The organism is Tardiphaga sp., assembly GCF_044340795.1.
Classification (GTDB): Bacteria; Pseudomonadota; Alphaproteobacteria; order Rhizobiales; family Xanthobacteraceae; genus Tardiphaga.
This window is the reverse complement of record NZ_JBIISY010000166.1, coordinates 1-13,648: the sequence shown is the minus strand read 5'-3', so window position 1 is coordinate 13,648 and position 13,648 is coordinate 1. Positions and strand designations below refer to the sequence as shown.

Here is a 13,648-nt window from a genome sequence, read left to right as displayed (position 1 = left end):
GCGGATGCAGGTCGCGGACCAGGCTCTTGAGACGTTCTTCCACCACATGAGTGTAGATCTGCGTGGTCGAGATATCGGTGTGGCCGAGCAGTGTCTGCACGATGCGGAGATCGGCGCCGTTATGCAGCAGGTGGCTGGCAAAGGCGTGGCGCAGCACATGCGGCGACACCAGCCGCGGTGCGATGCCGGAAGCGCTGGCGAGGTCCTTCAGGTCGCGGGCAAAATGCTGGCGGGTGAGATGGCCACTCTCGCCGGACGACGGAAACAGCCACTTCGATGCGGTGCCCTTCTTCTGTCCCTTCTGCGTCTCGGCCATGACAGCAAGATAGTCCGCCATGGCCGTCTTGGCCGTCTCGTTGAGCGGCACCAGGCGTTCCTTGTTGCCCTTGCCGCGCACCACGATCATGCGCGCATCGCGTCGTGCAGCGGTGACGGGCAGCGAGACGAGCTCGGAGACGCGCAGGCCTGTGGCGTAGAGGACTTCGAGCAGGCAATAGAGCCGCGCATGGCGCAGCCGCTGCGGCAGCGTGGCTGCGGTGTTCTGGGCCATGCTGCGGCCCTGCACCAGCATCCGGTCGACATCGGCGATCGACAGCACCTTTGGCAGGCTGCGGCCGCGCTTGGGGCCGGACAGGATCGCGGCGGGATCGTCAGCGCGGATGTTCTCGCTCAGCAGGAAGCGAAACAGATGCCGCAGCGCCGACAGCCGGCGCGCCACGGTGGTCGACTTGAAGCCGCGGTCGTCGAGGTCTTCGAGATAGTCCCGCAGCAACTGTGTATTCGCCGATCCGAAACTGGATTTCGCGCGGACCGCGAATTCGGAAAAATCCTCGAGGTCGCGCCGATAGGCGTCGAGCGTGTTCGCGCCGGCGCCTTGCTCGGCGGCGAGCATGTCGAGGAACAGGGCAGACAGGCGGGCGTCGGACGGGATGCTCATACTTAGGCCTCAAGTAGCGCGGTGCTTTCCCTCCCCCAAGCGGCGCAGCCGCGCAGTGGGGAGGGTGGCGCGAAGCGCCGGGTGGGGTGCCCCACGTGACGTCGAGCGTGGGACAGCCCCACCCTGACCCTCCCCACTGCGCCGCTTCGCGGCTTGGGGGAGGGACACTCCGGTCGGAGCTTAGTGGCTATTTCTTGAGAAACTTGTCCGGCTGGACGGTCACCGTCATGTCCCGGGGCTTCGGATGGACGAAATTCGCCAGCGCGAAGATCGCGCCATAGATCACCCCGCCGATGACAGCGACGACCGTCAGGAAGCGGAACAGGCTGGGCATGGGCTCGGGAACTCGGCGGATGGGGCGATTCGGGCCGCCCGCGATGGTCACCACGTTCGGATACAGTTTGCACGAGGTGCTGGCAACGCTGCCTACGGGGGTAGTATAGATGACAGGAATGGGGCACACCGCTGCGATGCATTGTCGCCCACTGATTTTACGAGTGTTTTTCTGATGTCCGAGACTGTTCTGCCAGCTCTGGCCGGTGCCACCCAAGAGGCCGCGATCGTCGCGGCGCTGGGCCGGCGTGCCGTCGTGCTGGTGGGCATGATGGGGGCGGGCAAATCGACCATCGGTCGCCGCATGGCGATGCGGCTGAGGCTGCCCTTTATCGATGCCGACAACGAGATCGAGGCCGCCGCCGGTATGTCGATCCCCGATATTTTCGAGGTCCATGGCGAGCCGCATTTCCGCGACGGCGAGGCGCGGGTGATCGCACGGCTGCTGGATGGCGGGCCGATCCTGCTGGCCACGGGCGGCGGCGCCTTCATGCGCGACGAAACCCGCCAGCGCATCCATGACAAGGCGATCTCGCTGTGGCTCAAGGCTGATGCCGATGTGATCCTGCGCCGGGTCAGGAAGCGCGAAAATCGTCCGCTGCTGAAGACGCCCGATCCCGCCGGCACCATCGCGCGGCTGATCGAGGCGCGGCATCCGTTCTACGCGCAGACCGACATCACCATCGATTCCCGCGACGTGCCGCATGAGAAGATCGTCGACGAGGCGATCATGGCGCTGCATGAGCACCTGTTCCGTCCGCATCCGGCATCCGCGATACCGACGCCGGCCGGCGATCCGCTGAGCCCGATTCCATGACCGCACCGCTGAAGCATTCCGACCCGATCACTGTGAATGTGGGATTGGGTGACCGCGCCTATGACATCGTCATCGGCCGCAACGTGCTGCCATCGCTTGGCGCACGCATCGCGGCGCTGCGGCCGGGCGTGCGCACGGCTGTTGTCACCGACAAGACCGTTGCCAGGCACTGGCTGAAGGCGACCGAGGATTCGCTGGCTGCAGCAGGCGTCCCGACCTCGCATATTGCAGTCGAGGAAGGCGAGGGCTCGAAGAGCTATGCCGGTCTCGAAACCGTTTCCGAAGCGCTGGTCGCTGCGAAGATCGAGCGCAATGATCTCGTGATCGCGCTGGGCGGCGGCGTGGTCGGCGATCTCGCCGGTTTTGCCGCGTCGATCCTGCGCCGCGGCGTCGACTTCGTGCAGGTGCCGACATCGCTGCTGGCACAGGTCGACTCCTCGGTCGGCGGCAAGACCGGCATCAACTCGCCGCAGGGCAAGAACCTGATCGGCGCCTTCCATCAGCCCGTGCTGGTGGTTGCCGACACCGCGGTGCTCGACACGCTGTCGCCGCGCCAGTTCCGCGCCGGCTATGCGGAAGTCGCCAAATATGGCGTGCTCGGCGATGCCGCTTTCTTCATCTGGCTCGAGACCAATCACGCCGACATCATGCGCGGCGGCTCGGCGCGCGAACACGCCATCGCCACCTCATGCCGCGCCAAGGCCGGCGTGGTGTCGCGCGACGAGCGCGAGAATGGCGAGCGCGCGCTGCTCAATCTCGGTCACACTTTTGGTCACGCACTGGAAGCCGTCACCGGCTTCTCCGATCGGCTCTATCATGGCGAGGGTGTCTCCATCGGCATGGTGCTGGCTGCAGAATTCTCGGCGCAGCTCGGCATGATCGCGGCGGATGATGCGGCGCGCGTCGAGCGCCATCTCATTGACGCCGGCTTGCCGACGCGGCTGCAGGACATCGCGGGCTTCACGCAGGAAGGCCTCGCCGACGCCGATCGGCTGATGGCGCTGATGGCGCAGGACAAGAAGGTGAAGCGCGGCAAGCTGACCTTCATTCTGCTCGAAGCCATCGGGCAGGCTGTCATCGCCAATGATGTTGACCCTGCTACGGTGCGTGACTTCCTGCATCGGAAGCTGAATGGCTAAAGGCCGTCATTGCGAGCGCAGCGAAGCAATCCAGCTTTTCTTGACGTGGCTTCTGGATTGCTTCGTCGCCTACGGCTCCTCGCAATGACGGGATAGTTACGGGAATTCCATGAGTTCGATCACCGTCAATATCCTGGTCGCCGTCCTCCTGCTCGCGGCCAATGCGTTCTACGTGGCGGCGGAATTCGCGCTGGTGAAGAGCCGCGGCTTCCGCGTCAAGGCGATGGCGGAACGCAACAGCTTTGGCGCGCATCTGCTGCAGCGGATGATGAACGATATCGAACCGTATCTCGCCTGCTGCCAGCTCGGCATCACCATGGCCTCGCTCGGCCTCGGCTGGGTCGGCGAGCCGACGGTGGCGGCGCTGCTGAAGCCGCTGCTCGATCCGCTCGGCATGTCGGAATCGGCCCTGCACTTCACGTCGTTTCTGACCGGCTTCCTCGTCTTCTCGTCGCTGCATATCGTGATCGGCGAGCAGGTGCCGAAGACACTGGCGATCCGCCAGCCCGAACCGGTGTCGCAATGGATCGCCTATCCGCTCTATGCGTCCTACGTGCTGTTCTATCCGCTGAACTGGCTGCTCAACGCCGCCTCGCGCGGCGTGCTGGCGCTGATCGGCGTGCAGGAGGCGTCGCCGCATGAAATCCTCACGGGCGTCGAGATCGAGGGTCTGGTCGGCCAGTCCGCCGAGCATGGCGGCATCGAAAGCGGCGAAGCCGAGTATCTCCAGAACGTGTTTCGCTTCGGCGAACTCGCGGTCTCCGACGTGATGGTTCATCGCACGGCGATGACCACGCTGAATGCCGATCTTCCCTCGGAAGAACTGGTTCGCGAGGTGCTCTCCACCGAGTACACCCGCATCCCGCTGTGGCGCGAGAAGCCGGAAAACATCGTTGGCGTCCTGCATGCCAAGGATCTGCTCCGCGCCATCCGCGCGGTCGAAGGCGATACGTCGAAGATCGATGTCGCATCCATCGCCCTGCCGCCGTGGTTCGTGCCGGAGATGCGGCCGCTATCCGATCAGCTCAAGGCGTTCCGCCGTCGCAAGACCCACTTCGCCCTCGTCGTCGACGAATATGGCGAAGTGGAAGGCATGGTCACGCTGGAAGACATCCTCGAAGAGATCGTCGGTGATATTTCCGACGAGCATGATGATGTCGTGGCCGGCGTGCGCGCGCAGGCCGATGGTTCGGTGGTGGTGGATGGCTCGGTGCCGATCCGTGACCTCAACCGCGTGATGGACTGGCATCTGCCCGACGATGAGGCGGTCACCGTCGCCGGCCTCGTCATTCACGAGGCGCGGTCGATCCCCGAGCGCGGCCAGAGCTTTACGTTCTACGATTTCCGCTTCCGTGTGCTGCGCCGCGAGCGCAATCGCATCACCGCGCTGCGCATCGGCCGGGTGCCGACGGAGCCGGAGCAGGCGCCGGCGAAGAAGCGCCGCGCGGGCGCCTCGTTCTAGGCGCATCCTCGCGCCTGAATCTTCCGGTCCGGTTCTTGCTTTAATTTCCTGCGGAGGCGACCATTCCGTCGAATGGCGCGGCAGGAGATCGGTATGAACAAGATTCTGCGATGGTCGTGTGTTGTTGCAGGCGTGCTGTTATGCACGTCCGCGCAGGCCGAGACCAACTGGCCGACACGGCTGATCAAGGCCATCATTCCCTTCGGCCCCGGTAGTGCCACTGACGTCATGCCGCGCACGTTCTTCGAGCGGCTGGGGCCCGAACTGGGCCAGACCATCGTGGTCGAAAACCGCGTCGGCGGCGGCGGGGCGGTGGGCACGGCTGCGCTCGCCAAGTCGGAGCCCGATGGCTACACCGTCATCGCGCATTCGTCGGCGCTGACCATCACTCCGGCTATCAATGCGAACCTGCCCTATGACACATCGAAGGATCTGTCCGGTGTGGTCATGATCGGCTCGGTGCCGAACATCATGATCATTCCGAAGGACAGGCCCTGGAAAACCGTCGATGATTTCCTGAAGGATGCGCGCGCCAAGGGCTCCGCGATCAATTTCGGCTCGGTGGGTGTCGGCAGTGCCGTGCATATCAGTTCGGAAAAATTCCGCCGCGCCGGCGGATTCGAGGCAACGCATGTGCCTTATCGGGGCGGGCCTGAGGTCATCACCGACATTCTCGGCGGCCGCATCGATTTCTATTTCTGTCCGGCTGCCACGGCCCTGCCGCTGATCCGCGAAGGGCAGGTGCGGGCGCTGGTGGTCTCGACGGCAGAGCGCAGCGCCGATCTGCCCGATGTACCCTCAATGGTGGATGCGGGCCTCAAGGACGGCGTGAGCAATACCTGGGTCGGTGTGTTCGTGCCCTCGAAAACGCCGCGCGAGATCGTCAGCAAGCTCTATGACGTCAGCACAAAATTGCTGGCCAAGCCGGAGATGCAGGCGGCGCTGAAGAAAATGGGCGTGGTGCCGATGCCCATGGAGCCGAAGGCGATGGACGAACTTGTGGTGAAGGAAATCGCCGCGAACATGGCGCTGCTCAAGACCGAGAAGTAATCGTCATTGCGAGCCCTGAAGAATTGGCGAAGCCAATTCTTTTGGGCGAAGCAATCCAGTAAGTCAAAGACTGGATTGCTTCGTCGCTGCGCTCCTCGCAATGACGATGGAAGGGCCAGGGCCGTGTCAGGCCTCGATATCCATGCGGACGAGAATGCGTTCGGCGCTGTCGTTCCAGACGTCCATCTTCACGATCCGGCCGCCACGCACCACGAAGCGATCGACATAGCGATTGCCTTCGAATTTGGTGCCGTCGTGCCACTCGCCGTAGAGCGTGCCGGTATTGTAGACGACGGTCTCGTTCTCGCCCGGAGCCACGTCGGTGCGCTCCATTTTCTTCTTCACCCACTTGTAGCGCATGGCATTGAAGGCGGTGGCGTCGCGCGGGTGCTTGAACTTGCGACCACCGGTGAAGGTGATGTCCACATCGGCCGACATGAAGGTCCCGGCGGTCTCGGGATCGGGGATCATCGAGGCGACCAGAAAACGCTCGACCAGATCGGCGGCATTGGCGGTGTCGTCGGCGCTGTGCGCGATGACGGATGGTTGCGACATCGATGGTCTCCTGCAGCGGTTGGCTGGCCGCATCATAGCAAGGCCGACCACGAATTGCATTCACCAGAAGTCCTAAATTGTATGCACTTTGCCGTGGGAGCGCTTGAAAAATGGGCGCCCGGCGTAGCCTTGATTTATAATATGCCTTTGTATTTCAATGGATTGCCTTATCGAAGGGATCGCATGCGTATTGGCGCGGCTCTTGCTTTCGGTGACGCCGGGCGGGCGAGCAATCCCCGGCCGCACGACGCCTTCAGGAGACCCCATGACGTTCGACCTCATTCTGCGCAACGCCCGCATCGCCGACAGGCCGGAGGGCCCGCTCGATATCGGCATCAAGGACGGCCGCTTCGCCGCCATCGAGGTCGGGCTGCCCCGTGGCGATGCGCCGGATCAGAACCTGAATGGGCGGCTCGTGGTCCCGGGTTTCGTCGAGACCCATCTGCATCTCGACAAATCCTGCCTGCTCGGTCGCTGCAATTGCGCGAGCGGCACGCTGGACGAGGTGGTTGCCGAAGTCGCGAAGGCGAAGCGCGATTTCACCGAGGAGGATGTCTATCAGCGCGCCGCGCGCACGCTGGAAAAGGCGATCACCCACGGCACCAACCGGATGCGCACCCATGTGGAGGTCGATCCGCGTATCGGTCTCACGAGTTTCCGCGCACTCAAGCAGCTGAAGAAGGACTACGCCTGGGCCATCGACCTGCAGCTCTGCGTGTTTCCGCAGGAGGGCCTGCTCGACGACCCCGGCTGCGACGAGGTGATGCTGGAAGCGATGCGCGACGGCGCCGACGTGGTTGGCGGCGTGCCCTATATGGACAGGGATTCCCACGGCCAGATCGCAAGGATCTTTGCGATGGCGCGGGAGTTCGATGTCGACATCGATTTCCATCTCGATTTCGATCTCGATCCCTCGCGCGAAGATTTTACGGAAGTCTGCCGCCAGACCGAAGCCGCCGGCTATGGTGGACGCGTCGCCATTGGCCATGCCACCAAACTCTCGGCGATGCCGCCCGTCGACTTCGAGGCGGCGGCGAAGCGCCTCGCTGATGCGGGTGTCGCAGTCACCGTCCTGCCGGCCACCGATCTTTTCCTCACCGGACGCGATCATGACCACAATATCCCGCGTGGCGTTACCCAGGCGCACAAGCTCCGCGCGCTCGGCGTCAATGCCAACGTCTCCACCAACAACGTGCTGAATCCGTTCACGCCCTTTGGCGACGTGTCGTTGATCCGCATGGTCAATCTCTATGCCAATGTCACGCAGATCGGCCGCAGCGAAGACCTCGCCGATTGCCTGGATCTGGTGACGTCTGCATCGGCAAAACTGCTGAACGCGAAAGACTACGGCATCGCTGTCGGCCGACCCGCCGATCTGGTGGTGCTGGATTGCGAGACCAGGGCCGAGGCGGTATGCGAGATCGCGCAGCCAATCTTCGGCTTCAAGAATGGCGCACGCACATTCATCCGCCCGGCGGCAAGCCTGCTGAAGCCGGTCTGACTTGAACTGCAAGGGAAACGTCGATGCCAATCAATGACACGCTCAACGCCTTTGTCGAACACGGCCACATCGAGCAGCCTCCGACACAGCAAGGGCCGCTCAGCGGAACGACTTTTGCGCTGAAGGATCTGTTCGATCTCGCCGGCGTCCCCACCGGCGCCGGCAATCCGCAATGGCTGGCCACGCACCCGGTGCCGACCAAATCCTCACCGATCGTCGACCGCCTGCTGGGCGCCGGCGCGACACTCGTCGGCAAGACGCATACGGACGAAATCGCCTGGAGCCTGAATGGCGAAAACGTGCATTACGGCACGCCGACCAATCCGGCGGCGCCCGGCCGTATTCCCGGTGGCTCGTCGAGCGGTTCGGCGGCTGCGACCGCCGGCACGCTGGTCGATTTCGCCATCGGCTCCGACACCGGCGGGTCGGTGCGGCTGCCTGCGAGCTATTGCGGCATCTATGGCATCCGCACCACCCATGGCCGCGTTTCGCTCGACAATTCGGTGCCGCTGGCGCGGAGCTATGACGTCGCCGGCTGGTTCGCGCGGTCGCCGCAACTGATGCAGCAGGTCGGGCAGGTATTGCTCGATGGGGTACGCGCGCCGCGCAAGCCGTCGCGGCTGCTGATCGCGCGCGACCTGTTCGCGGCGGTGGATGAGAATGTGCGCAATCTCCTGCAGCCGTCGGTCGATCGTCTGAAAGCGATCGTCGGGGGGAGCGAGGATGTCGATGTCGCCGGTGACGCGCGCGATGCGTGGCGCAATGCGTTTCGCGTGCTGCAGTCGGAGGAGGCCTGGGCCGCCCATGGCGCCTGGATTTCGTCGGCGAAGCCGACCTTCGGTCCCGGTGTGAAGGAGCGCTTTGCGGCTGCCGCGGTGCTGGATCCTGCGGAGATTGCTGCGGCCAAGGTGTTGCGCAAGGAGATCGTCGCGAAGGTGAGCGCGCTGCTGGCCGGCGATGCCATTCTCGTGCTGCCGACAGCGCCGGGCATTGCCCCGCTTCTGCAGACGCCCGAAGCCGTGATCAATGTCTTCCGTGCGCGTGCGATCGAATTGCTGTGTGTGTCCGGCCATGCCGGCACGCCGCAGATGTCACTGCCGGTGGCGCAGCTGGATGGCTGCCCGATCGGCCTGTCGATCATGGCCGCAAGGGATTGCGACGAGGATCTGCTGGCATTGGCGGTGGAGCTCGATAGGTAGGATGGGTTGAGCGCAGGCGCGAAGCGCCGGAGTGATACCCATCACCACCTGCGCAAGGGGTGATGGGTATCGCTTCGCTCAACCCATCCTACGCGCTCGCGCGTCACCGCCCCTTGTTGTTACCCTTCTCCGCGGCCCGGCGCATCGCCTCCGCAAATGCACCGCCACCCGCATCCGGCTTGCCCGGCGCACGCGAGGTCATGTTGCGCTCGCTGAAGCGCGGGCCGCGATCGGCCTTCGGGCGATCCGCCTTGGCGCCGATCGGATCATCCATGCGCAGCGACAGGGCGATGCGCTTGCGGTCGACCTCGACCTCCAGCACCTTCACCTTGACGATGTCGCCGGGCTTCACCACCTCGCGCGGATCCTTGATGAACGTCTTCGACATCGCCGAGATGTGCACGAGGCCGTCCTGATGCACGCCGACATCGACGAAGGCGCCGAAGGCTGCGACGTTTGTCACCGTGCCTTCGAGGATCATGCCGGGCTTGAGGTCCGAGACTTTCTCGACGCCTTCCATGAACACTGCAGCCTTGAACGCGGGACGCGGATCGCGGCCGGGCTTCTCGAGCTCCTTGAGAATGTCGGTGACCGTCGGCAGACCAAACGTGTCGTCGACAAAGCTCTTCGGCTGCACTTTTCGCAACACCTCGGCATTGCCGATCAGCGCATGGATATCGCTCTTGGTGGCCTCGATGATCTTGCGCACCAGCGGATAGGCTTCCGGATGCACGCCGGATTTGTCGAGCGGGTCCTCGCTGTCATTGATGCGCAGGAAGCCGGCGCATTGTTCGAACGCCTTCGGGCCAAGACGCGGCACGTCCTTCAGTCCCTTGCGCGACTTGAACGGCCCATTGGCGTCGCGATGCTGCACGATGCTCTGGGCGAGGCCGGTACCGATGCCCGACACCCGCGCCAGCAGGGGAGCAGAGGCGGTATTGAGATCGACGCCGACGCCGTTCACGCAGTCTTCGACCACCGCATCGAGCGAGCGCGCGAGCTTGCTCTCGCCAAGGTCATGCTGGTACTGGCCGACGCCGATCGCCTTTGGATCGATCTTCACCAGCTCTGCCAGCGGATCCTGCAGGCGGCGCGCGATGGAGACGGCGCCGCGCAGCGTTACGTCCAGCTCCGGCAGTTCTTCCGAGGCGAAGGCCGAAGCCGAGTAAACCGACGCGCCGGCTTCGGAGACGACGATCTTGGTCATCTTCAGATCGGGCAGCAGCTTGAGCAGGTCGCTCGCCAGCTTGTCGGTCTCGCGCGATGCGGTGCCGTTGCCGATGGCGATCAGCTCCACCTTGTGCTGCACGGCGAGCTTGCCGAGCGTGGCCAGCGAGGCATCCCAGGCGCGCTGCGGCTCATGCGGATAGATCGTGGTGGTCGCCACCACCTTGCCAGTGGCATCGATGATCGCGGTCTTGACGCCCGAACGATAGCCGGGATCGAGGCCCATGGTGACGCGCGCACCGGCGGGCGCAGCGAGCAGGAGGTCGCGCAGGTTCGAGGCGAACACGCGCACGCCTTCCTCTTCCGCCGCGGTCCACAGGCGCATGCGCAGGTCGATATTGAGATGCACCTGGATCTTGGTGCGCCAGGCCCAGCGCACGGTGTCGGTCAGCCACTTGTCGCCGGGGCGGCCTTTGTCCGACACGCCGACGCGTGCCATGATCTTCATTTCATAGGAGCTTGGCGTCGTGGTCGGCACCGGCGTTGCGGGCACCGGCTCGGGCTGCATCGCGAGATCGAGCACTTCTTCCTTCTCGCCGCGGAACAGCGCCAGTACGCGATGCGACGGCAGCTTGTGCAGCGGTTCGGAGAAATCAAAGTAGTCCTTGAACTTCTCGCCTTCGGCCTTCTTGCCGTCGCGCACCTTCGAGGCCATCACGCCGTTCGACCACATCTGCTCGCGCAGTGCGCCGATGAGATCGGCGTCTTCGGCAAAACGCTCGACCAGGATCGCGCGTGCGCCATCGAGCGCTGCGGTGACGTCGGCGACCTGCTTGTCGGCATTGACGTAAGCTTCGGCCATCACCTTCGGATCGTTCTGCGGCTCGGCGAGCAGGATGTCCGCGAGCGGCAGCAGGCCGGCCTCCTTGGCGATCTCCGCCTTGGTGCGGCGCTTCGGCTTGAACGGCAGGTAGATGTCCTCGAGGCGGCCCTTGGTGTCGGCGGTCATGATGGCCGCTTCGACAGTGGCGTCGAGCTTGCCCTGTTCGCGCACCGATTCCAGGATCACCTTGCGGCGATCTTCCAGCTCACGCAGATAGGTCAGGCGTTCTTCCAGCGTGCGCAGCTGTGCGTCGTCGAGACCGCCGGTGATTTCCTTGCGGTAGCGCGCGACGAACGGCACGGTTGCACCCCCGTCGAGCAGTTCCACCGTCGCCGCGACCTGCTGTTCGCGCACGCCAAGTTCGTCTGCGATCTTCTGATTGATGTTTGCCACGCTGACAGTCTTCCTTCGAAATTCCCGGCGGTCATCGCGCCGTCACGAACCGCTTATTGACCGGCGGCGGCCGATTCATCAACCCCGATCACGGCGGCAGAATGTTCTGTGGACGGACCGGAAAAATGCCGATGTGGGATCCTCGAGCGGGCCAGGCCGGACACGGCAACAGCTGGTATTTACGGGTATTTTTGCTATATTCGCCCGACACACGCACGGAGTGCAGCAGTGGCAAGCGTTGTCGTTCGCGATCCCGAGATTATGGGCGGTCGTCCGGTGTTCCGGGGCACACGAGTCCCCGTCGAGGTGCTGTTCGACAATTTGAAGGACGGTCTTTCGCTTGACGAGATCGTGGAAGCATATCCCAGCCTGTCGCGGGATGACTTGATCGCCTGTCTGGAAGAGTCCGGACGTGTTTTCGAGAAAGCCCCGATGTGAAGATCTTGCTCGACGAGAATATTCCCGTGCAATTGCGGGATGCTCTCGGTGGGCACGATGTGTCGTCCGTCAATGACAAGGCCGTCGGCTGGAAAAACATCAGCAACGGACGGTTGTTGGCGGAGATGGAGGGGCGGTTCGAAGTCCTGATCACGTCCGATCGCAACATCTATGCACAGCAAAATCTGGCCAGGCGAGCCATCGCCATCTTGGTGCTGCCGACCAATCGGCGAAACGATGTCCTGCATCTTGTGCCTCAGATTGCAGCAGCCATCGAGGCAATCTCGATCGGCCAGTATGGAGTGCTCGAGAAAGACGGCACGTTTCACATCAGGTCTTTCTGAATCCGAAGATTAAGGCTGGATCGAACCGTGCGATCTGTGTAGACGGACGCTCCCCCTGGAGCTGTCATGTCGATTTGCGGTCTGGATTTTGGAACGTCGAACACGACGCTCGGTACCATTATTGATGACGTCCCGGTTCTGGCGGCGCTGGAAGATGCGCATGTCACGATTCCGAGCGCGATCTTCTACAAGGCCGATACCGGCGCATTTATCGGGCGCAAGGCGATGGAAGCCTATGTGGAGGGCACGTCCGGCCGCCTGATGCGCAGCCTGAAATCGGTGCTCGGCACCTCGCTGATCGATGAGACCACGCGCGTCGGCCGCGAGCGGATCGGCTTTCGCAGCGTCATCGGCAATTATATTGGTGCCGTGAAGCGTCGTGCGGAAGCGGCAAGCGGCGTTGAATTGCGGAAGGTCGTGCATGGGCGGCCGGTGTTCTTCGTCGATGACAATCCGGCTGGCGATCAGAAGGCCGAAGATGTGCTGCTTGGTATCGCCAAGGATATCGGCTTCGACGAGGTCTCGTTCCAGTTCGAGCCGATCGCGGCGGCGCTAGACTATGAACGTCAGATCAATTCGGAAGAGATTGCGCTGATCGCCGATATCGGCGGCGGTACATCGGACTTCTCCATCGTGCGCCTGTCGCCGGAGCGGCATCGCCATGCCGATCGCAAGGACGACATCCTCGCCAACGACGGTGTGCGTATCGGCGGCACCGATTTCGATCGTCATCTCAGTCTCGGCGTGGTGATGCCATTGCTCGGCTATCGCTCGGCGATGAAGCGGGCAGGGCTCGATGTGCCGTCGGGCTATTTCCACGATCTCGCCACCTGGTCGAGCATCAACCGGATGTATGATCCCAAGGTGATGAACGAGATCCGGCAGGTGCGCTACGAGGCGCAGCAGCCGGAACTGCTCGATCGCCTGGTCCGCGTGCTGGAAGAGCAGCGCGGTCATACGCTGGCGATGGAAGTGGAGGGCGCCAAGATCGGCCTCTCCGATCAGCCGAAATCGAGCATCGCCCTCAACTGGCTGGAGCCGGGGCTCAAGGCCGGCATGGCGCGGAAGGAGCTTGTCAGCCACACGCAGACGCTGGCCGACCGCATCCATGCCCGCATCGGCATCTGTCTCTCTCAGGCGAAGCTGAAGCCCGAGAATATCGATGCCGTCTTCCTCACCGGTGGCTCGGTGCAGCTTGCCCATGTCCGCAAGGCCATCCTCGACGCGCTGCCCGCGGCCCGCGCCATTGATGGAGATACCTTTGGCGCAGTGGGCAAGGGGCTGACGATCGAGGCCAACCGGCGTTACGGGCACGCCTGACCCTCAGTCGTCATTGCGAGCGCAGCGGAGCAATCCAGTTCTTCTTCTGCCCGTTTTCTGGATTGCTTCGTCGCCTTCGGCTCCTCGCAATGACGGAGTTTGACATATTG

13 protein-coding genes are annotated in these 13,648 nt (G+C 63.5%); 9 read left to right on the top strand and 4 right to left on the bottom strand.

The features are described 5' to 3' along the window. Both xerD and ACIQ17_RS22830 read right to left on the bottom strand, forming a co-directional pair. On the bottom strand, nt 1-937 hold a 937-nt coding region (gene xerD, locus ACIQ17_RS22835), incomplete at its 3' end, for a site-specific tyrosine recombinase XerD (protein ID WP_398471452.1). 187 nt (nt 938-1,124) lie between these two features. Next, entirely contained in the window at nt 1,125-1,271 is a 147-nt protein-coding gene (locus tag ACIQ17_RS22830) for a histidine kinase (protein ID WP_398471451.1), read from the bottom strand. A gap of 174 nt (nt 1,272-1,445) precedes the next feature. Between ACIQ17_RS22830 and ACIQ17_RS22825 the strand changes: the two genes are divergently transcribed. The 4 genes from ACIQ17_RS22825 (at nt 1,446) to ACIQ17_RS22810 (ending at nt 5,738) form a co-directional block, all read left to right on the top strand. Further along, nucleotides 1,446-2,087 carry a shikimate kinase gene (locus ACIQ17_RS22825; RefSeq protein ID WP_398471450.1) on the top strand — a complete coding sequence of 214 codons (642 nt, stop codon included), beginning with the start codon at nt 1,446-1,448 and terminating at the stop codon, nt 2,085-2,087. Beyond that, on the top strand, nt 2,084-3,226 hold the full coding sequence (gene aroB / locus ACIQ17_RS22820) for a 3-dehydroquinate synthase (RefSeq protein WP_398471448.1): 1,143 nt from the start codon (nt 2,084-2,086) through the stop codon (nt 3,224-3,226). The genes ACIQ17_RS22825 and aroB overlap by 4 nt, the downstream gene beginning before the upstream one ends. A gap of 109 nt (nt 3,227-3,335) precedes the next feature. Then, nucleotides 3,336-4,688 (top strand): hemolysin family protein, encoded by a 1,353-nt coding sequence (locus ACIQ17_RS22815; RefSeq protein ID WP_398471447.1) that lies wholly within the window; start codon nt 3,336-3,338, stop codon nt 4,686-4,688. A 93-nt stretch (nt 4,689-4,781) separates the two neighbouring features. After that, nucleotides 4,782-5,738, top strand: a complete 957-nt coding sequence (locus ACIQ17_RS22810) for a Bug family tripartite tricarboxylate transporter substrate binding protein (RefSeq protein WP_398471446.1) — start codon at nt 4,782-4,784, stop codon at nt 5,736-5,738. Nucleotides 5,739-5,864: 126 nt separating this feature from the next. Here ACIQ17_RS22810 and ACIQ17_RS22805 read toward each other — a convergent pair whose 3' ends face one another. Then, nucleotides 5,865-6,293 (bottom strand): nuclear transport factor 2 family protein, encoded by a 429-nt coding sequence (locus tag ACIQ17_RS22805; RefSeq protein ID WP_398471444.1) that lies wholly within the window; start codon nt 6,291-6,293, stop codon nt 5,865-5,867. Nucleotides 6,294-6,558: 265 nt separating this feature from the next. Between ACIQ17_RS22805 and ACIQ17_RS22800 the strand changes: the two genes are divergently transcribed. Both ACIQ17_RS22800 and ACIQ17_RS22795 read left to right on the top strand, forming a co-directional pair. After that, entirely contained in the window at nt 6,559-7,794 is a 1,236-nt protein-coding gene (locus ACIQ17_RS22800; RefSeq protein ID WP_398471443.1) for an amidohydrolase family protein, read from the top strand. A 23-nt stretch (nt 7,795-7,817) separates the two neighbouring features. Further along, nucleotides 7,818-8,993 (top strand): amidase, encoded by a 1,176-nt coding sequence (locus ACIQ17_RS22795; protein WP_398471442.1) that lies wholly within the window; start codon nt 7,818-7,820, stop codon nt 8,991-8,993. A gap of 103 nt (nt 8,994-9,096) precedes the next feature. Here the strand turns inward: ACIQ17_RS22795 and ACIQ17_RS22790 are convergent, their stop codons facing one another. Beyond that, nucleotides 9,097-11,436, bottom strand: coding sequence for a Tex family protein (locus ACIQ17_RS22790; protein ID WP_398471441.1), 2,340 nt, complete (start codon nt 11,434-11,436; stop codon nt 9,097-9,099). Between the two features lie 228 nt (nt 11,437-11,664). On the opposite strand from ACIQ17_RS22790, the gene ACIQ17_RS22785 reads away from it, so the two are divergent. The 3 genes from ACIQ17_RS22785 (at nt 11,665) to ACIQ17_RS22775 (ending at nt 13,538) form a co-directional block, all read left to right on the top strand. Then, on the top strand, nt 11,665-11,874 hold the full coding sequence (locus ACIQ17_RS22785) for a DUF433 domain-containing protein (protein WP_398471440.1): 210 nt from the start codon (nt 11,665-11,667) through the stop codon (nt 11,872-11,874). Then, a complete protein-coding gene (locus ACIQ17_RS22780) occupies nt 11,871-12,218 on the top strand; it encodes a hypothetical protein (protein ID WP_398471439.1) in 348 nt (115 codons plus the stop codon). The genes ACIQ17_RS22785 and ACIQ17_RS22780 overlap by 4 nt, the downstream gene beginning before the upstream one ends. Nucleotides 12,219-12,284: 66 nt before the next feature. Further along, the gene (locus ACIQ17_RS22775) at nt 12,285-13,538 is read left to right on the top strand and encodes an Hsp70 family protein (RefSeq protein WP_398471438.1); all 1,254 of its coding nucleotides are present in this window, start codon (nt 12,285-12,287) and stop codon (nt 13,536-13,538) included. The last annotated feature ends 110 nt before the right edge of the window (nt 13,539-13,648 follow it).

What these genes read in the sequence shown, in the direction of transcription:
- ACIQ17_RS22795 (WP_398471442.1), top strand. Translation starts at nt 7,818, where the DNA reads ATGCCAATCAATGACACGCTCAACGCCTTTGTCGAACACGGCCACATC.
- aroB (WP_398471448.1), top strand. Translation starts at nt 2,084, where the DNA reads ATGACCGCACCGCTGAAGCATTCCGACCCGATCACTGTGAATGTGGGA.
- ACIQ17_RS22815 (WP_398471447.1), top strand. Translation starts at nt 3,336, where the DNA reads ATGAGTTCGATCACCGTCAATATCCTGGTCGCCGTCCTCCTGCTCGCG.
- ACIQ17_RS22800 (WP_398471443.1), top strand. Translation starts at nt 6,559, where the DNA reads ATGACGTTCGACCTCATTCTGCGCAACGCCCGCATCGCCGACAGGCCG.
- ACIQ17_RS22830 (WP_398471451.1), bottom strand. Translation starts at nt 1,271, where the DNA reads ATGCCCAGCCTGTTCCGCTTCCTGACGGTCGTCGCTGTCATCGGCGGG.
- ACIQ17_RS22775 (WP_398471438.1), top strand. Translation starts at nt 12,285, where the DNA reads ATGTCGATTTGCGGTCTGGATTTTGGAACGTCGAACACGACGCTCGGT.
- ACIQ17_RS22805 (WP_398471444.1), bottom strand. Translation starts at nt 6,293, where the DNA reads ATGTCGCAACCATCCGTCATCGCGCACAGCGCCGACGACACCGCCAAT.
- ACIQ17_RS22810 (WP_398471446.1), top strand. Translation starts at nt 4,782, where the DNA reads ATGAACAAGATTCTGCGATGGTCGTGTGTTGTTGCAGGCGTGCTGTTA.
- ACIQ17_RS22825 (WP_398471450.1), top strand. Translation starts at nt 1,446, where the DNA reads ATGTCCGAGACTGTTCTGCCAGCTCTGGCCGGTGCCACCCAAGAGGCC.